The organism is Pseudomonas sp. ef1, from assembly GCF_007293365.2.
Taxonomy (GTDB): Bacteria; Pseudomonadota; Gammaproteobacteria; order Pseudomonadales; family Pseudomonadaceae; genus Aquipseudomonas; species Aquipseudomonas siliginis.
Genome location: NZ_CM129815.1, coordinates 2,600,565 through 2,618,015 on the forward strand (window position 1 = coordinate 2,600,565; position 17,451 = coordinate 2,618,015).

Below are 17,451 nucleotides of genomic sequence, written 5' to 3' on the forward strand. Positions count from 1 at the left end.
AATCATGAAAATTCTGACTATCGGCTTCACCGAAAAAAAGGCTGAACGCTTCTTTTCATTGATCAAGCTTTCAGGGGCCAAGCGGGTCGTGGACGTCCGACTGAACAACATCTCTCAGCTTTCTGGCTTCGCCAAGCGGGACGATCTGAAGTATTTCCTGAAGGAAATCTGTGACGTCGACTACGTGCACCTGCCCGACCTTGCTCCGACCAAAGAGATCCTCTCGCCCTACCAGAAAAAGGACATCACCTGGCAGCAGTACGAGGAGAAGTTCATGAACCTATTGGCGAAGCGCAATATAGAGAAGCACGTGCGCCAGGATTTGATGGAGGGGGGTGCTTGCTTTGCAGCGAGCACCAACCTCATCAATGCCATCGCCGACTGGTGACTGAATACCTGAAGGAGCATTGGGGCGATACGTCCATCGATGTCAAGCATCTGGTATGAGTGATATCAAAACCATCTTCATTGCCTACCCGAAGGAATTCCTTTGCTTCTCGAAGCTGCAGAGGAAGGTGCAATTCTACACCAGCCAGTCTGCCGAGGTTCAGCTCCTGGCCATGGTCGATCCCAATGGCTACGTGAGCGCTTATGCGGAAGAGCAGGGTTTACCGTTCGAGCTGGTGGAAGATCAGGCCGGCGCCGTCGAAAAAGCAACGCACGCGATTCTCTTTGAGGATCGCGAGTGCTTTGCTGGTTTGAGATACGCCTTGCGCCTAGCTGCCATCCCAACCCGGGTAATCCCGTTGCAGCTCACCTTGGTGGTGAACAAGGATCGGGGAGACCTCTACGACTTCTACATCGGTCGAGGCACTATCTGGGGCAACCCTTACCAGATAGGCCAGGACGGAGACCGTGATGAGGTCATTCGGAAATTTGCCTACGACTTCGGTCGTGGCTTCCTCAAGGCATCTGAAAACTTTGAGCATAACCTCAGCAGCATCAGGGGTAAGGTCATCGCTTGCCATTGCAAGCCTGCTGCGTGCCATGGAGACGTCTTGGCAGCACATCTAAATGCCCAAGATGATGACCTCTAGGTGGGGCGTCGTCATGGGAAGAATGTAGTCCGTAAGTTTGTGATTTGATAGATTTAAAGATTCTAGGGGCGATTCTTAATGTCGAAGAGTGAGAGTGACAGTTTAATAATATCAACTGTTGATGCACTTACTAAGTTTTCGCTGGATTTGATTCCGGGCGCTAGCCAGGCTAAAGCTGTTTATGAACTGATGAAGGTGGTTGGCGATAATGTCGGCAAGTATCAGGAAAGAAGAAATGAAAAAAGAGTGAAGGATTTTCATCGCGGGTTATTGGGTGGTAATTCGACTCTGATAGGCGATCTGCTGGACGTAGAGGATTATCACGCGCTACTGAAAATATGTTTGGACGACGTTGAGGACGATAAGTCGGGTATCTATGGTCAGTTTGCCAGAGCTATTGCTGCTGGTAAATGAAAAATATAAGAGATACTTGATCATTATTCTAGGTCAGCTTAGTCATCAACAACTGGAAAAACTAAGGCGTGGCTGGGTTGCAACCAATTACACCTTAGTGCACCGTAGTGCCAATGGTAGTATTTCTCCAAAAAGCGTTTTGTTGGGGGATGAAAATGAAATTATGGATGAGATGGACTATGAGTCTCTTTCTGTAAGAAAGCTTGTAAAAGAAGGAGAACTGACGAAGCTGGGAAATCAATTGGCTGAATCGTGCTTCAGGCGCGATCAGCTTATGCCTGAGGCGATAGGTGAAACGTCATGGGTTGGTGGGGCGCTAGATGTAATTACTGCAGAAACAGTTCATCACTCTACGATGCAGTTCCTTGAGAGATTATTGTCTTTGATGCATTCTTCGCTGGTGAAAGCTAATCTATATGACCCGGTAAATGAGTTTTATCGGTCGGAGCTTTTGGATGCGCTGCCTTTCTGTATTGTCCTGATCAGGGATGTTTCTCTTTTTCGAATACATATGTGTGCGATAAGAGGGATGACTGATGGTAGGGATACAATTTTAGCGTTTATCGGAAAAAAAGATAGTGAGCTTGTCGGTTTGTTCAATGCCAGTGATGTGCTTGAATGCGATGAGACGGATCAGAAATCTCAAACTGACATGATGAACAAAATTAACCAGGCGGTAAGGCGTAAGGTTAAGCTTGCAAAGAAATCCCAATAAGCAGTCTCTGCGAAATATCATTTACTGGGTTTTTAGGGGTCATCTCTCTTAGAGCTTATGCAGTTATCTATACTTAGACCAACCTGGGCGGCCATCTAGTTCTTCCAGAAGATCATCGTCATCGTGTTTCGCCCGAATGCCGTTCGGCACCGGGCGAGGATCGAGCTCTTCGAAATTCAGGATCGATTGAGTCTGCCTGGTCGGCGCGTGATAAGTGGCTTGTTCGTAGCAGGCGAACCGCCGAGCATCATCGCTGGTGCTCCAATCTGTTCCCTCAATGTCTACCTCATGAAGGCCGCTTATTCCATCCCGGTGCGCTTTGGCTGCGGCGGAGTTTTGAGGAAGGGGAATTCCTTTGGTGATCCACACCCTGGCATCGCGCAGCGCCTTCGAACCAATCGAATACTTGACCACGCCATCCTCCGCGACGACGAACGCCACGTGACCATCTGCAGCCTGAGCGAACCTGGAAGCGATACACGAGCGGGAGGCCTGAAAGTGATCAGCCAATTCGGCAAGATGCTCCAAGGTGAAATTCCTTTCCTCCGCCATGGGTTGGATCATTGACCAGGGCACCAGGCACTCGGCAGCAAAGATGTCGCACGAAATCTCTTCTTGGTGACGCCCCGTGAAGCGTTCAAGCTCTTCAGCTGGCACCATCTCACCATGCCTAGACGGCAGCTCAAGGACATGGTGTGCAATTTCATGGAGGATGGTGAAGCGCTGTCGAACCAAACTATCCTTTTTGTTGACCCAGATGTGTTTCTGGCCGCGCCTTTCAAAAGTGCTGCCCGCTTCACCATCGGGGAGTTCAACGCACGAAACCTTGAAGCCCAGATGAAGAGCAAGCGCCTCTACATCAACAGGTGCTGTATTGATGCCAGCGTCCTTCAACAGTTTCCTGGCTCGTGAGATCACAACGTTCTCGTCCATGAAGCTCCTCGTCGCTACATCTGCTGAATAAGTTCGATCCGCTTGAGCCAAGCCTCTTCGGTGTCTGGACGCTCACCTCGGAAGCTCATCGTGGCGACGTCCTCAAAATCTTCCCACGGTATATCCATCCGGGAAATCATGAGCTGGTAAAGCGCGTTCTCGACGGTCACTGACTTGGCCAGCAATCGAAATACATCGCTTTCTCTGTCGTCGAGCTCAAGCGCTTGGCTCAGCCGCATGACAACATCATCGGACGGTGCTGCCCGGTCTCCCTTCTCCAATCTCCAGATATATGCGTGATCCAGGTCGCCTGCACGCCTCTCTAAGTCCCGAAAGCTCAGCTCTTTTCGTTCACGCATGGTTGCGATGAACCCGGCCAAATCCATTTTTTTCTCCAACCTCTTGCATTGCCCAAACGGGCGGGAGTAGTCTGTTGTCTAGCAAGACAACAGCTCGCGATTCATGATTCATGATTCATGATTCATGATTCATGATTCATGATCCATGATAAGCGGCTTTTTTTTGAAGTCCACTGTTGTCTGGCTAGGCAACGACCCTGCGGTCGTTTTTTAAGAGCTATGGTGTTGTCTGGGCAGGCAACGGCTCATCTAGTTCAAATGCGAGGATTCATCCATGACACAGTTGAACGATTTAGAGATTGAAGACGTTGCCACCGCACTTGCTGCAGGCCGCGAGGTGCGTGACCACGGCCCGTACAAAATCCAGCTCGGAAATGATGCGCTCGAGTACCGGCCACTGGTGATTGCTGACCCCGTACCAACTGGGCAGCAGGTGTTGGAGGCTGCAGAACTCCGCCCGGTGGACGAATACCTGCTGTTTCAGGTTCTCGCCAATGGCCACTTGGAGCTGCTCAGCCCCAGTGAGACGACTGACTTGCGCCAGGCTGGCGTCGAGAAGTTCTTGGCATTCAAAAATGATCGCACATTTCGCTTTTTCATCGATGGTGAGGCTCAAGACTGGGGTGCACAGCGCATCTCTGGGCGCACCCTCAAGCTACTCGCCGGCGTCGATGCGCAGAAATACGACATCTTTCTGGTCATCCCGGGTGATGACGATGAACTGATCGAAGACCGTGATCTGTTTGACCTGGGTCGCCCTGGTGTGGAGCACTTCGCTGCGGTTCAGATCAACATCAAAGTCTTCGTCAACACGCAGCCAGTGGTTGTTCACTCCCGCACTTTGTCGTACTGGGAGGTGGTGCATTTGGCCTACCCGGATGCACAGCCTGGCCCTAACTCCTACTTCACCGTGACCTACGCCAAGGGCCACGAAGGCAACTCGCTGACCAACCTGGTTGATGGCCAACACGTCCGTATCAAGAAGGGGATGCACTTCAATGTCACACCAACTGATAAGTCGTAGTCCTCACCTCCTGAGCCTTCGCAACGAAGGGTATAACCTGGACACCAAGGAAGGTTATCTCTTGGTTCGGGACGTGCCCTACGTGAACGCTGAGCGTCAGGTGGGCAAAGGTGTGTTGGTTATGGCGCTCAATTTGGTGGCTGATGTTGCGGGCCAACCGAGCGACCATACAGCACATTTCATTGGTGACCGCCCTTGCGATTCGCAAGGGCGTCCCCTCGAAGAGATCATCAACAACAGCAATCTGAATCCGCTGTTGCCGGATTTGGTTGTGAACCACTACTTCTCAGCCAAGCCCCGTAGTGGCAATTACCCTGATTACTACCAGAAAGTCTCGATCTACGTATCGATCCTTAGTGGCCAGGCCCAGGCCATCGACCCAAGCGTCACTGCCAAAACCTTCGCCCCTATTCGGTCGGAGACTGAAGACACAGTGTTTGCCTATACGGACACGGCGTCACCACGTGCAGGGATCGGGATGCCCACTCATAAGTTCAAAGGGCTAAAGATTGCAATTGTAGGATTGGGCGGTACTGGTGCCTATATCCTGGATCAAGTCGCGAAAACTCCGGTGGCGGAGATCCATCTCTACGATGGCGATCTGCTCCAGCAGCACAACGCGTTTCGCTATCCGAGCGCTGTGCCGTTCGCCACATTGGAGCGGGGCCTGAAAAAGGTGGAGTATCTCCAAGAGGTGTATAGCCAGATGCATCGTGGGATCACTCAGCACCCGTGCATGATCACTCCTGAGAATGTGGGCGAGCTCCGGCGATTCGACTACGTGTTTCTTTGCGTGGACAACACCTCTGCACGGGCACTGGTCGTCCGGGAGCTCATCGGAACTCGTGCCTCATTGCTGGACGTCGGGATGGGGGTGCATCTGGTCAACGATACTCAGGAAGTCTGGGGAACCTGCCGGGTCACCGCCGTAACACCCACCCAATTTGACCACGCCGACCGTACCTTGCCGCTGACCGAGAATGAGGCAGAGGATGCTTACCGCTCGAACATTCAGATTGCTGATTTGAATGCGCTCAACGCAGTACTCGCGGTGGGCATGTGGAAAAGGCTCTGTGGTTTCTACGTCGATCAGTGCCAGGCTGGCCACGTAACTTACGCGACCAACCTCAATGAGATGGGCAACAGCGAGGAGCGCCCATGACCATCAAACGTCTCGCACCGCAATTCGTTGAGCACTTCCCGGAGACTTTGATACCCGGTGAGCTCTATTTGGCCATGGAGTTCGCAACTGCAGCACACCTGTGTGCCTGCGGTTGCGGAGTCAAAGTGATCACACCGTTCTCTCCAACCGACTGGCAGATGTCATTCGATGGTAAAACGGTGTCGCTCAAGCCCTCAATCGGTAACTGGACATTCAAGTGCCGCTCGCACTATTGGGTACGCTCAGGTCGCATTGAGTGGGCAGGGGACATGTCTCAAGAAGCGGTCAACGCTGGGCGTAAACGGGACGCTGAAGCAAAGGCACGAGCTCAGGGTGCTAAACCAAGTGCCGGGCGTAATCAACCGGTACCGGCAGTTCAGCCAGAGATCCAAGAGACTTCGCTGTTTGGAAGGCTGAGAAAATGGTTGGGGTTGTAATGGCCACCTTGGTCACTTACGTCCCACTGTTTATGGGGACAGACAATCGGGCCGTGGAAGGAGGGGGCCCGAATTCCTGCGATTGAACCGGCCTAACCTGGGCTGAATACCCCCTGCCTTTGCACCATTACGGTGCTCAAAAAGTGGCAAATTACACTTTAAGTGTATGACAGCCATATGCCATACTGGATCTATCCAATGATTCTTGCCCTGTTCGGGCACCTCCTTGCTTGGAGGTTTTTGGCGTTTCAGCGCCGCTAGCAGGAGAGGGCCGGCCTTTGTTTGCATGAAAATGCACCAAGTGTTCCGGAGTTACCGTTTGGCTGATTCTGAGACTGTTTGCCCCTGAACCTTGGAGCTTTCTCTCGGTCTGAACTACAGTCGTGGTGCCGTTAGTCGGCTGCAGACAGGTGTCGCTTGTCGAGCTAGGTGTTGGAATCGATAATCCGCGCCGCCGCAAGCATGTCGAGTACCACATTGCAGTCCAGTTGAATCAAGGTCGAGCATTGGTGAGAGGCTGTATCTACAGTGAAAAATACTGACCTGGGGAAGGAAAATATGGGCCTGGAGCGTCTGTTCGAGGAAACTCGTAAACGTATGGGAGCCAGTCGTGAAGATCGACTGAAGGCTGCCCGTGACCGTTCTGAAGCGTTCAATCGCCGCGCGGCAGAAGATTTTGCTGCCCAGCGAATGGATCGTGACCTACTAGCCCGTACCTGCAGTTTGTAAGCTACCCCTACATTCATTCAATAGAGCAGCCTTATAGGCTGCTTTTTTTTTGCGCGATCACAATGACTCCATACCTGGTTTCCAAATTCCAAAAGGCAACGTTGAGTGCCTTGATCCGCGAGTGTTTCGACGCCGATTTTGCGGACATTTTCGCCAAACCTCAGGTCTCGTACCTGTTCAAGTACCTGGAGGAGTTGAATGCAGAAGGGGTACTGCTGGAACCCGAGTACATCGACCGTGAGTTCCTGGAGGACTTCTCCAACTACTACGTCAAGCGCTTTGGCAACGACGGCTATATCTGCTCACGCCTTCATTTTTTCAAATGTCCCATCAGCCATAAGGACATGGACGATCTCCTGCTAGGGCGGCCCGGAACTGCGCTGACTGCTGAGTACCTCCAAGAAAACTACCTAGGCTTCATGGTGGTGAAGCCGCTGACCAAGACCTTTGTTGGCAAGACATGCCTGCAAGTAATCGGTGAGCCGAATATGGGGGCGGGGGTTCGCAAAAAAATCGCCCGCCGATATGACGTCAGTCTCTTTGGCATCGACCTCTACGTCGACTCGATTGCTTTCCAGGAGCAAGACAAGGTAGTTGCTGCCTGCGCAACAACCGCCGTCTGGACGGCGCTCCATGGCTTCCCAGGACGAGATGTCAGAAGCGTCACGTCCTGCAGCCAAATCACTACGACTGCACTCGATCTCGCCGATAGCTCTGGCAATGGCTTCCCCAATCACGAGCTGAGCAATGAGCAGATTCAGCGTGCACTAGACGCTGAAGGACTCCGCTACCATGCGACTCAGTTGCGGGAGCGTTCGTCCGACTGGTTCGCTCACTACGTCGCTTCGCACGTCGACAGCAACTTGCCTGTCATCCTGACAGGTATGGTTTACGGTCTTGAACGTACTCCCGAGAGGAAGTGGGAGGTCGTGGCGCGGGGCGGCCATGCTATTACCTTGCTTGGTTATGACTTCCGTGACGGGGTTCGGTCGATCTACATGCATGATGACCGACTGGGCCCGTATGCCAGAGCACAAATTATTACGCTCAAAAAACTGCTAGGCCCCGACACCCCTCCTGGTATGGCAGACACCTGGGTGATAGCCATTTCCAAGCGTAGTGAAACAGGAGTGTGGGCGAAAAAGCCTCATGAGTTTCTACTGCCCGAGGCTTCGATTGCATTGGCTGCGAAGAAGGCTCGCCTGGCATACACCTATGCTTACCAGACGGCCCAGCGGATCAATATGGAGGTGGACAAATGGATGACCTACCTCTGCCGTGAACTCGACATTGAGAGGCAGGCTACAAGCCATACCATTAGGCTGGTCACAGTTTCGGAAGCGCGCCAAGGGGTGCTCGAGTTCGATGCTACGAACCAGCTTGGTAACTCGCTGCTTACAGAGAAACACCATCTCATAGTCACTGAGTCAACGGTGGAGAGATGGGCGCAGGAGAAAATCAAGTTCCTGACCAGCCATATTGCCCGGTGGCAATGGCAGATCGATTTCCGTTGGGGCGATCACCAGACCTTTCGGATCTTGCTCGACGCTACAGATATCCCGGCGGGGAATGCGGTTGCGGGTGTATTCATCTTTGATCTGCTCTACGGCCAGATCGCGCTGGGGGCGTTCAATGAAATCTTGGCCAAACTGGATCCACCTGAACAGCCACATTTCTACAACGCTTTCCTGAAAAGCCTCAAACGACGCGCGGATGACTACGCCGGTAATTTGCAGAAAAAGTATGGGGCTCTCCGGGCACCCAACTACTTGAAGGCTGACGAGGTCTCTGAGACTGGCGAGGGTAAGAACCGTACGACGAAAAGCTTCTACGATCCCTCTGAAAAGCGCCTCAGGACGCTTTTCGGTGCGATATCGAAGGACAAGTACCGGAACCTTATCTGGGCAATCGGTAAGGACGGAATTCTCTACGTCGCCGAGGACATCACCAAGCCAGTAATTCTTGGCCACCCAAGCATGACGGGTCTTCAGCCAGCACGGATAGCCGGTGAAATGTGGTGTGAGTTCGATGGCAAGAAGCACATGTGGTTCGTGAATTCTGAATCCGGTCGCTACAGCCGTGACTACAGTACGCCTGAGGTATACCTGGCGAATGCGATCCGGAAAATTTCTTCCATCTTCCCTACCGAGAAGTTCTCCCTCGGGGGCAAGCGGCCAAGAGCTGAAGATCCCGCAGCAGGCAGCCCTGTGGCAGTCAATATGGATCCTGAGCCTAACCCGACGCAATGAGTGACACGGCAGAACCTTCTGGACGCTAGAAGGTGCTGCCCTCGATCCGAAAATATGCGCTTGACGTTAACCATGTATGGATATACAGATTTCTCAATTGCGTAAATATACGGTGCCAATCCTGGTCGCAGCGTTGGGGACGCCAGCACGGATCGTGAGGCATGGAGAGAAAGTCCCTTAACCGGGGCTTTTTTTGTCTGAAATTCGAGTGAAGTTGGCGCAGCCCTTGCGCAATGCACTATAGGGTCGCTGAGCACGATGCCATTGCTGTCTTGCCATCGCTCCTTCGAGCCATAGGCTCGGCTGCGTGGACACTGAATAAACCGTAATGGTCATCGCACGAAACGCTTGAGTGACCGGCGACTCGAAATCACCTGCTCTCGTATCTCATCAGGATCAATCGACATTCCGCCGTCTGGGGTCACGCGCAGAGATTTCAGGTTGTTGAGGGCAGTTATGAACGCCCGATCTCTGGCTTGCTCTTGGCCTGATCTGTTGTCTCGACAAACGAGTCCTATCAATCGACCGAACCACTTCATGCCGCACTCCTTATTTCGTGTTCCATGACAGCATTTCAGCGATGCGCATGAGAGGTTAAATGAGAGAGCGAGTAGAAGCGAGATATTGGACGACCTGCTCCAGCCCCGCTCGGCATGCGATGAGATCGCGTGGTCGACCACTCAGACCTCGATTCATGCTGGTTAGCCAGACCTTTGCATTTTGCTCGTTTCCTGCGACGGCGAGCAGTGACTGATACAACTCAACCATGAGCATGGCCTGGCTCCACGCTTCGGTGCTAGGTTTGAGTTGCTCATGACCGTTACGTAGACGCAGCACAGTGGAAACCTGCTCGCCCAGAACAGCTGACAGATCAGTGTCATCAAGACCTAAGCTTTCTCCGGCTCGGATAAAGGCTTTGCTAAGCACAGCGTTTTCTGCGATCGATGTGACTGATTTCATGCGCCACCATATGATCTGTGATGGCCGATTTTAACTAGCCATCTTTATTGAGCAGTATGGCCGCATCTGACCGGTGAACGGTTCCAGCGGCCAGCAATAAATGGTCTGTAACGTAGTTTTGTGCTTTGTAACTCTGCTTACGTTACAGCGCACAAAATTACGTTACAGACCTCAGAGGGCGAGGGGCGAAGGCAAGCGGAGCGCGCAGGCGTGAGGATGGAAGCCCGCCAGGGCCAAGACCAGCGCAGCGCGTGGGCTTGGTTTACGACAGCCGTCCCCGACGAGGGCACGCCCAAGACCATGGCCTGTCACCAGCCCGTATAATGAGTAACCATGTGTCCCCAGTCCGAGAGCGCCACCCCATCGCTGCGAAGGATGTTCATTGCCTCGGCGGCAGGGATTTTGGTTGGACAGCCCCCAGTCAAATATGTCTTATCTTTGCCCTGGCAGTACAAGTGCATGATCGTTAAAACCATGATTTGTTGCAGGGGCGACATGGCGCGATAGCTCTTCCGCATTTCCTTCATGGATTCTGAGTTAAGCTCTTGATCGCCTGACCAGTTGAAACCTCGAGGCCGCAAGTTGTAATGCCAGCCTGGACTGCCCCAAGCCCGCTCGACACGCTCAAAACAACCTTCAAGCGAATAGGCCTCTACGATGCCCCAAACTGCTTGTCCAAAAATATTTCCACGTTCTGATGCACTGGGAAACGTAGGGATACAAGCACCGCAAACCATCGCCAACGCCGTGTGCTCGATACCATCCATGCAGGGCACTTTGTCTACCATGTCGACCAGCGCCCAGTCAGGGAAACGGCCAGCAGCAAACGTGGCGTTAACTGCTGCGTAGGCCGCCAAGGCTACTGGTTCTCGCGAGTGATGGATGTAGGAGTGGCTGACGGTTTGAACATTCGTGAATGCCCATACACCTGCCGAGGGCTGATGGACGCCAATCTCAGACAGAAGTCCTTTGGCTTGGTTAACGTAGTTATTGTTCATGTCGATCTCCTAGCTTCACTTTGTGGTCGAGCGATTGCAAAATGTTAAAATTTGACGAAGCAGTTCTTCGAGCTGTCGATGCTCGTTTGAGGATAAAAACCCCACTGGATCAAGCGCATCTTTTGAGCTGAGCTCATACTTTTTACTGTCAGGGGAAATGCAGTTGTCGCAGTAATCGAAATCACCGCAGTCAATAAACAATGTGATAAGAAATTTACTAATTATTTAATGGTTGACAGGCGATCCGTTAGGAACAAAATCGATGACGTTCGTGTGCTTTTTCCACCGCTGCTCATAATCGTCAATCTGATCGAGGAGGAACAGCTCGCGGGCTAGGGCGGCTTTCCACAACTCTTCAAAACGCTCGGATTCATTACGGAGCTGTGCGAGTCGAGCCTTCAGTTGGGTCACTTGACCATTTTTTTTGGCGCTCTTTTCTTTCTGAACGGCGGCGTAATGCTCGATATCTGCGATAAGCTGCGCGTAAATTTCACGATCTTTCCTGATTAGACTTGGATCCTTGCCGGCCTCGAGCGCTACAGTGCGGAACGAAATGCGGGTGCCTTTTTCGACCCGCTCCGGCTTGTTGTTAGCTAGGCGGAGTAGGGCGTCGTAAAGTTCTTGTAAGCCTGTGCCTTTAATATTGGTATTCATAAGTCTGCTTAGTTCAAATGGCTGAGTATTACTTCGTAGTCTTTGATGTTGCGTTGCTCCATCCTGTACTCGAAGGATTTTGGATCAAGATCCATGAGATCAATCTGGGCGTGCTCAATGACGGACTTGACATTGCTTGCTTTGAGCACGGAACTGGCGCACCCGAAGCAGTTCGTGAAATTGCCATGAGCTCGTTCGTTACAAGGTTTGCTACTTGCACACCCACCCAGTGGGGTTCGTTGGTAAGAAATCAGGCCTTTTTTGGCCTTTTGCATGGTTTCTTCAGCAGTTTGTCGGTAAATAATTCTATCGGGGTCATTCGCTTTGCTCATCGTTGTTACACGCTCACCATGGCCACCATGCAGCTTCTCGCTCGAATACAAAACATCATGTAGATATGAAATCCACTGCGCGTCATTCATGGCATTTTGGAATTCTTTCGCAAGCTCGGGACTTTTCAACTTCATGTTGTACCCGCCCGCAGAGCAACCGCGTTGATAGTAAATGCTCATGGACTCGGTAAGGTGGGTCAAGAGTCTTTTGAGCTCAGGAATATCGAGGACTTGGCTTTGAGCGCCGAAAACAGCCATAGTCCTGCGGAACTGATGTGATGCGATTTTCCATGGTTTACCTACCTTGTATTTTGGATCTGAGCGCCAGTCTGCAAGCGGGTCGATTGTCTCAAGCTGAAGGATGTCTGCTTCTTCAATAAAGATGGGCGGAAGGTACTTTTCATATCGCGTAAAATCTTTGATAATCACCGTTTTCCCAGGGTCGGTCTTACAAAACGGTAAAAAACTCGGCGTCAGAAGTAAGCAGTCGCTACCAGCTGTATCTCGAGGTACATGAGGGGCGATGATAGATTTAATTAACTGCAGGCTCTTAATTGGTTCAGAAATTAGCTCATTGGCAATCCAAGCAGTATCCTTAATAGTTCCCGATAGCTTTGTTGAAATACCCATCAGATAGATTTCCTTTGAACTCCAACCCTCGGCTGGTTTAATGCACTCGTCTTCCAGTAGTTTGGCCTCGTGATCTCTCACTAAAGTGTAAATGTGAATCAGGCATTTGGCGCAGTGCTGTACAAGGGAAATATGCCGTACTAAGTTATCGGAGTGTCGAATTTTATATTTTTCGCAGAAATTCGTGAGGTTGTGATCGCTCAGTGCTTTGGAAAAATTTTTACTTTTTTGTTTCTGTTCTGATAGTTTTTCGGCAGTCGTGTGATATCTGCTGGCTTTACTTATGTCTCGACCGTACAGTGGGTTTTCGGCTAATTTTGCTGCGAGCAATTTAATACTATCGCCGTGCTTAAGAAAGTCTAGTGTAATGTCGTTGTAGTGATGGTAGCGAGCATGGAGGATGCGACTTGGAATAACGGGTGTCTGTTTTTCGTTGTCATATCTGGCGCTACCTCGTTGATGTAACGCTTGAAACAAATGTTTGTGTGGTTTTAGTATTAGTTTATTTGAAGTTAATTTTATATAGTCTCTTAACATTTTTGTTATGTTGGATGCGTGGTTGACTTGTATTTTGTTTACGAAGTCAATGTGCGCAGGTGAAGATATAATTTCCTGAAGCGTAATGTTTTTTTCGTCCGCGCATTTTGTCAGAGTACGCAGAGCGTTAAATGACAATCTAATACTGGAAATTCTTAACGCTTTACCCTGAAAGTTTAGTGAGAAAATGTTTGTAGCTAGCAGCAACTGCGAGGTTTTGATATTGTTTGTGTTGAAGATTGCCTGGGATCTATATGACTGAAAGTCAAGTGAGGTCGAGTCAGTGGGCACGAGACGCAGCTGGGGGAAATCCCAATACAATTCCCGAAGTAAAACTGGTTGCCCGTTTAGGCGATAGCTGATGATGCTGGAGTCGCAAAGATTATTCAAATCCATCCCGATATGAGCAACATTTATTTTATCGTTCGGAATTTGCTCATTTATTAAGCTTTCGGTACTATGTGCGTTACTATTCATACTATTACCTTCAAGCGGATGAGCCGCTCTAAATGTCGTTCCCAATAGTCGGTTAACGTGTTGTTCAGATATACATCTTCTCGCAAGTCTTTTAGGGTTTGGCCCAGTGAAGGATTCACGACTAGCATTTCATGCAGGAGTTGATCAATTTTTTTCAGTGTGGGCCCGTGGATTAACTCGAAGTGTGTGAGGCTGGCGCTCGATTGGATCATTTGTTTGGTGACAAATTCTAGACTTATCAGTTTCCAAGCATCGTCACGGTTTGCATGCACCTTGTGGTGAGCGCAATTTAAACAGCCAACTTCGCTTTTACAGTCCGGTTCAGTGGTGATTTGCGCAATGTTGATTTTCTGCGGTGCACCCTCACTTGAACACCCCCCAACGGGGGTCAAACAGGGGTGTGGGCTACCAAAGAACTCATTAACCGCTGCGTGAAACTTACCAATCTGATCCACCGCATTCTTCTCACCCGCCTTTAAATAGTTGGATCTTTGCGTGCGCTCGCTGTGCCCGAGGAGAATTCGAGAGGCTTCGTGGCCGTGATTTTTTGCCACATAGCTATCTTTGTAGTTTCTAAAACTTTGATAGCTAAGACATGGCACAGTTGGGTCAATGAATCTGCATACGCGATCATATAGACGGCGGAGTATGTTAGTATCAAGTATTCTGTAATTTGACATACTGTTGCCGTCAAAGCCTACGAAGAGGTAGGGGTGGTCATTACCCATGCATAAGTAGTCTCTCAGTTGGACATATTTTTTGAAGTGTTTGATGAAGTCAGCTTTGACGCGAACTGAAATTTCTTTGTTGTTAGCCCGAAATTTTATGGATCTCATGCCGATTTCTTCATCTTGAGTTACTATATATTTGGCATCCCACGGTAGTTCGCGCAAGGGGGATTCATTAATTGCGGTTGCTGCAACAAACATCGCGACAAAACAGTCGTGGGCAAATCTTGCCAAAGATGCTCGATATTTGTTGTTTTTGGATGAGTTGGCTAGTTCTAATCTCGACTCATATGATTTTTTTGCCTGAAAATAATAATTGTCATAGTTTCCACTGCGGCGGGCTTTATATTCTTCGAAAGTCCTCATGCAAGCTTTGCTGTAGTCAAAAGACAAAGACCCAGCAGTCCGCGCTCCGCCTTTACCGAGAATTTTGCTGGTGATTAGCGTGTATTTATCGTCCGCTACTATCCAGGCATAATCGTCTTTGATTTTTAACTTGTATGGGATTTGCTCTTCTTTTGTTAAGAAATCCGTAAGCCCGATGAATAGGGGTTCGTATGTCTGGAGGAGATATTTTACCGATTCTAGACTCGGGGGCTCGATTTCCTTCGTAGCTTTGTTGTGAGGTCGTACAATTAGAGGTAGTTTCGTGAACAGATAGTTTTCCTCCGGGAACATTTGTTCTCCGCAAGTCTTGCATACTGTCTGCATACGCCTGCGCGTGTCGTATTCTCTATGATCGCCATTTAGGTGTTGAGTGAAGGCAACCAAGGCATCGTGATATAACTCAGGCGTGTTAAGAAAATTTTCAAGTCCGTTAGCCTCGCACCATTTTGCCATGATTACCCAATCCGCAATTGCGGAATAGGCAGAGCTTAGAGCTGTTTTGGTGAGGCTCATGCTGATGATGTGGCTAGCGAGGTTTTTTATCCTCGCTAGTCGCTTGGGTAGGCGAGTTGATAACTTAACTTTTCTCCTTGCTCTGCTACCCGAACGTTCGCCAAAGCAAAAAGCTCCAAAATCAAAAGCATGTCGATGGCTGAACCGGACAAGAATTGATTCGATAGGATTTTTTTCCAGCATATTTTGGGCTTCGGTAAGTAATTCTGCGTAGTTAACCTGGACGTCCAGACGAATTTCGCAATAAGATCTGTCGTCCATTATTGATTTTCTATAAGGCTCAGGATGTGCTTTTGATAATCTGTATCAGCCTCGTGCACCAATTGGTTAATCCTCCTGTAGTCCAAGTAACTCATGGTGGTTTTGCGGCTCGAATGGTGCAGACGCTTGGCAACGTAATCGATCAATTCTAGGTAGCCAATCTTGCCTTGTGTCAGGAGCTCTCTGCGCTCTTCTACCAAATTCATTCCGAAAGAAGCCCTTAAGTCGTGGAAACTAAATTTAAAGTTATGGCCGCGTGCTTTGATTAGCGGCAATAACGTGTCTCTCATAAATTTTCGTACAGCAGAACCCTTTTCATGGTTCTTGTATTTGTGTTTGTCAAGCTGGCTCACATACAAAGGCTTTCCGCTCCTACTCAAAAAAATGTATTGTTCAGTTTCATCTCTTTCCAGTGCTTGCTTTTTACGGCCCTGGTAGCGTTCGGATTGGAGATAGGTAAAAAGTCGATGATGCACCCAGCCAGGTACTTGAATATTCTGTCGCTTACCATATTTTGTATCTACGAGTGAGCCTTCCCCCGCTTTGATTGGGTATGTGGCGATGTCATTTGCATAGGCGTCGATCACATTGCCGATACGTATTGTTAGTACTGTTTGGATTCGCATTCCTGAGAAGAGCGCCAACAGAAACGCGAGCAGCATTTCTGTATTGCCTACCATAATCAGTCCTTCAATGACTGCATCCTGCTCAAACTTGTTCAAGGGCCGTAGCTTTCCTCCGTCGTAAATGAAGTCACTCGTCTCTTCCTTGTTTTTTGGGAAGGTTAGGTCTGTAGTGATGACCTCTCGGAATCGCGTTACGCCGTATCTATCGGTGCGGGTGATATGGGAAATCTTTTCTTTCCAAGGTGGTTTCGTCGGAATGTAATTTCGATACGTCATTCTCCATCGATAGTAGCGGATCATTGAGCGGATCTTGTTGTTAACGCCTTCCGCATCTATCTCGTTTCGTGCAATAGCTAACTTGAAGTGGGCTTTAAAGACGTACGTCGGCCTTTCAAATTCCCTTCCTTTGAAATCGAGATGATCTTGATTGTGAGCGTGCATCACATTCATGAATTCTCTGAGGTTGACAGCCTCAGCGCCTAAAGTCTGGTCAGAAAGTTTAGGGTACTGTCCGGCCCGCCATAATAGAAAAAGGTTCCCCTCCACCCAGGGAGTGCCATCTGGTTGAAGAATGATCTTCATTCCTTGGATGTAGTTTTCGTCTTGGTACCGCACCGGGTAAAAAAAGGAGGCTCTGTTGGGAGTGAGATCATCGATTCAATTGGGTCTTCGTAGCACTTGGTGAAAGGAGTAAGAGCTTTAAGTTCCACTGTTGTGTACATAGCGAGCTTGCAAGTTAGATTTCAGGGGGAAGCCTGAGTTTCCGCTCTGGCTCGATTTAGGTAAGCCAAAAGATTAGCGGCGTTTAAAACTTTTGCAACATGTATTTTTATTGCTGGTTGCGATGGTGCATTTTAATTTTAATATATTGTCATGGTCTTTTTTGTTTGTTGCGCTAGTTTTTTATTAGGGTTGTGGGCGCTGGCTCTGCTGGAGGCCGCGTAATACCTAGAGGGAGGTTTTTTTATTTTTAATCAATTGACTCTGGAATATATCGACATGTCTGTAAATAATGAGTTAATCCGGTTTGTGAGTCCCTTGTATACGTCGATTCTAGGAGGTTATGGGAGGTGGCTGATGCATGTCTAAGCTCGCAATGCCTTTCAAGCAACGTGATTGAAGGGCTGGGCATTACTCTTGGCTGTAAACGAATTAATTACGTCAATTGCCAAGCCTTCTTCTGAGTCGATGTTTAAGGTTAATTGCCAAATAGAATTTATATCGCTAGAGAAAATTCGACGGGCGAAATTTTTTTTACATTTTTCGCTCTTTGGCCATTCATCCACGCC

16 protein-coding genes and 1 pseudogene are annotated in these 17,451 nt (G+C 49.6%); 8 read left to right on the forward strand and 9 right to left on the reverse strand.

What is annotated here, in order from left to right; translation table 11 throughout:
• Nucleotides 1–4: 4 nt before the first annotated feature.
• The 4 genes and pseudogenes from FEE99_RS11855 (at nt 5) to FEE99_RS11870 (ending at nt 2,166) form a co-directional block, all read left to right on the forward strand.
• Nucleotides 5–447 (forward strand): annotated as a pseudogene (locus FEE99_RS11855) (DUF488 domain-containing protein).
• Nucleotides 444–1,037 carry a DUF4326 domain-containing protein gene (locus FEE99_RS11860; protein ID WP_052392180.1) on the forward strand — a complete coding sequence of 198 codons (594 nt, stop codon included), beginning with the start codon at nt 444–446 and terminating at the stop codon, nt 1,035–1,037. Before FEE99_RS11855 ends, FEE99_RS11860 begins: the two are co-directional and overlap by 4 nt.
• A gap of 78 nt (nt 1,038–1,115) precedes the next feature.
• The gene (locus FEE99_RS11865; protein ID WP_041478940.1) at nt 1,116–1,451 is read left to right on the forward strand and encodes a hypothetical protein; all 336 of its coding nucleotides are present in this window, start codon (nt 1,116–1,118) and stop codon (nt 1,449–1,451) included.
• Nucleotides 1,414–2,166, forward strand: coding sequence for a hypothetical protein (locus FEE99_RS11870; RefSeq protein WP_143979043.1), 753 nt, complete (start codon nt 1,414–1,416; stop codon nt 2,164–2,166). The genes FEE99_RS11865 and FEE99_RS11870 overlap by 38 nt, the downstream gene beginning before the upstream one ends.
• A 63-nt stretch (nt 2,167–2,229) precedes the next feature.
• Here the strand turns inward: FEE99_RS11870 and FEE99_RS11875 are convergent, their stop codons facing one another.
• Nucleotides 2,230–3,099 carry an ImmA/IrrE family metallo-endopeptidase gene (locus FEE99_RS11875; RefSeq protein WP_041478942.1) on the reverse strand — a complete coding sequence of 290 codons (870 nt, stop codon included), beginning with the start codon at nt 3,097–3,099 and terminating at the stop codon, nt 2,230–2,232.
• A 14-nt stretch (nt 3,100–3,113) separates the two neighbouring features.
• A complete protein-coding gene (locus FEE99_RS11880; RefSeq protein ID WP_041478943.1) occupies nt 3,114–3,485 on the reverse strand; it encodes a helix-turn-helix domain-containing protein in 372 nt (123 codons plus the stop codon).
• A 247-nt stretch (nt 3,486–3,732) separates the two neighbouring features.
• Between FEE99_RS11880 and FEE99_RS11885 the strand changes: the two genes are divergently transcribed.
• The 4 genes from FEE99_RS11885 (at nt 3,733) to FEE99_RS11900 (ending at nt 9,059) form a co-directional block, all read left to right on the forward strand.
• Nucleotides 3,733–4,482 (forward strand): multiubiquitin domain-containing protein, encoded by a 750-nt coding sequence (locus tag FEE99_RS11885; RefSeq protein ID WP_143979044.1) that lies wholly within the window; start codon nt 3,733–3,735, stop codon nt 4,480–4,482.
• Entirely contained in the window at nt 4,457–5,644 is a 1,188-nt protein-coding gene (locus tag FEE99_RS11890; RefSeq protein ID WP_041478945.1) for a ThiF family adenylyltransferase, read from the forward strand. Before FEE99_RS11885 ends, FEE99_RS11890 begins: the two co-directional genes overlap by 26 nt.
• A complete protein-coding gene (locus FEE99_RS11895) occupies nt 5,641–6,081 on the forward strand; it encodes a DUF6527 family protein (protein ID WP_041478946.1) in 441 nt (146 codons plus the stop codon). Before FEE99_RS11890 ends, FEE99_RS11895 begins: the two co-directional genes overlap by 4 nt.
• Nucleotides 6,082–6,911: 830 nt before the next feature.
• Nucleotides 6,912–9,059, forward strand: a complete 2,148-nt coding sequence (locus FEE99_RS11900) for a hypothetical protein (protein ID WP_237143814.1) — start codon at nt 6,912–6,914, stop codon at nt 9,057–9,059.
• A gap of 594 nt (nt 9,060–9,653) precedes the next feature.
• Here the strand turns inward: FEE99_RS11900 and FEE99_RS11905 are convergent.
• The 7 genes from FEE99_RS11905 to FEE99_RS11935 all read right to left on the reverse strand — a co-directional run bounded on the left by FEE99_RS11905 (nt 9,654) and on the right by FEE99_RS11935 (nt 16,744).
• A complete protein-coding gene (locus FEE99_RS11905; RefSeq protein ID WP_041478949.1) occupies nt 9,654–10,019 on the reverse strand; it encodes an MbcA/ParS/Xre antitoxin family protein in 366 nt (121 codons plus the stop codon).
• Nucleotides 10,020–10,327: 308 nt separating this feature from the next.
• The gene (locus FEE99_RS11910; RefSeq protein WP_041478950.1) at nt 10,328–11,017 is read right to left on the reverse strand and encodes a hypothetical protein; all 690 of its coding nucleotides are present in this window, start codon (nt 11,015–11,017) and stop codon (nt 10,328–10,330) included.
• A gap of 15 nt (nt 11,018–11,032) precedes the next feature.
• Complete coding sequence (locus FEE99_RS11915; protein ID WP_420480642.1) at nt 11,033–11,218, reverse strand: DUF7693 family protein; 186 nt, start codon at nt 11,216–11,218, stop codon at nt 11,033–11,035.
• 24 nt (nt 11,219–11,242) lie between these two features.
• Nucleotides 11,243–11,671, reverse strand: a complete 429-nt coding sequence (locus FEE99_RS11920; protein ID WP_052392181.1) for a hypothetical protein — start codon at nt 11,669–11,671, stop codon at nt 11,243–11,245.
• Between the two features lie 8 nt (nt 11,672–11,679).
• Nucleotides 11,680–13,647, reverse strand: a complete 1,968-nt coding sequence (locus FEE99_RS11925; RefSeq protein WP_064361074.1) for a hypothetical protein — start codon at nt 13,645–13,647, stop codon at nt 11,680–11,682.
• Nucleotides 13,644–15,536: a hypothetical protein gene (locus FEE99_RS11930; protein ID WP_041478952.1), complete on the reverse strand. Its 1,893-nt coding sequence runs from the start codon at nt 15,534–15,536 to the stop codon at nt 13,644–13,646. Before FEE99_RS11930 ends, FEE99_RS11925 begins: the two co-directional genes overlap by 4 nt.
• Nucleotides 15,536–16,744: a site-specific integrase gene (locus FEE99_RS11935; RefSeq protein WP_447121764.1), complete on the reverse strand. Its 1,209-nt coding sequence runs from the start codon at nt 16,742–16,744 to the stop codon at nt 15,536–15,538. The genes FEE99_RS11930 and FEE99_RS11935 overlap by 1 nt, the downstream gene beginning before the upstream one ends.
• Between the last annotated feature and the right edge of the window lie 707 nt (nt 16,745–17,451).

Excerpts from the sequence above, each read along its gene's own strand:
- FEE99_RS11865 (WP_041478940.1), top strand. The coding sequence starts at position 1,116 with ATGTCGAAGAGTGAGAGTGACAGTTTAATAATATCAACTGTTGATGCA.
- FEE99_RS11920 (WP_052392181.1), bottom strand. The coding sequence starts at position 11,671 with ATGAATACCAATATTAAAGGCACAGGCTTACAAGAACTTTACGACGCC.
- FEE99_RS11890 (WP_041478945.1), top strand. The coding sequence starts at position 4,457 with ATGTCACACCAACTGATAAGTCGTAGTCCTCACCTCCTGAGCCTTCGC.
- FEE99_RS11870 (WP_143979043.1), top strand. The coding sequence starts at position 1,414 with ATGGTCAGTTTGCCAGAGCTATTGCTGCTGGTAAATGAAAAATATAAG.
- FEE99_RS11875 (WP_041478942.1), bottom strand. The coding sequence starts at position 3,099 with ATGGACGAGAACGTTGTGATCTCACGAGCCAGGAAACTGTTGAAGGAC.
- FEE99_RS11930 (WP_041478952.1), bottom strand. The coding sequence starts at position 15,536 with ATGGACGACAGATCTTATTGCGAAATTCGTCTGGACGTCCAGGTTAAC.
- FEE99_RS11880 (WP_041478943.1), bottom strand. The coding sequence starts at position 3,485 with ATGGATTTGGCCGGGTTCATCGCAACCATGCGTGAACGAAAAGAGCTG.
- FEE99_RS11910 (WP_041478950.1), bottom strand. The coding sequence starts at position 11,017 with ATGAACAATAACTACGTTAACCAAGCCAAAGGACTTCTGTCTGAGATT.
- FEE99_RS11905 (WP_041478949.1), bottom strand. The coding sequence starts at position 10,019 with ATGAAATCAGTCACATCGATCGCAGAAAACGCTGTGCTTAGCAAAGCC.
- FEE99_RS11895 (WP_041478946.1), top strand. The coding sequence starts at position 5,641 with ATGACCATCAAACGTCTCGCACCGCAATTCGTTGAGCACTTCCCGGAG.
- FEE99_RS11925 (WP_064361074.1), bottom strand. The coding sequence starts at position 13,647 with ATGAATAGTAACGCACATAGTACCGAAAGCTTAATAAATGAGCAAATT.
- FEE99_RS11860 (WP_052392180.1), top strand. The coding sequence starts at position 444 with ATGAGTGATATCAAAACCATCTTCATTGCCTACCCGAAGGAATTCCTT.
- FEE99_RS11935 (WP_447121764.1), bottom strand. The coding sequence starts at position 16,744 with ATGAAGATCATTCTTCAACCAGATGGCACTCCCTGGGTGGAGGGGAAC.
- FEE99_RS11885 (WP_143979044.1), top strand. The coding sequence starts at position 3,733 with ATGACACAGTTGAACGATTTAGAGATTGAAGACGTTGCCACCGCACTT.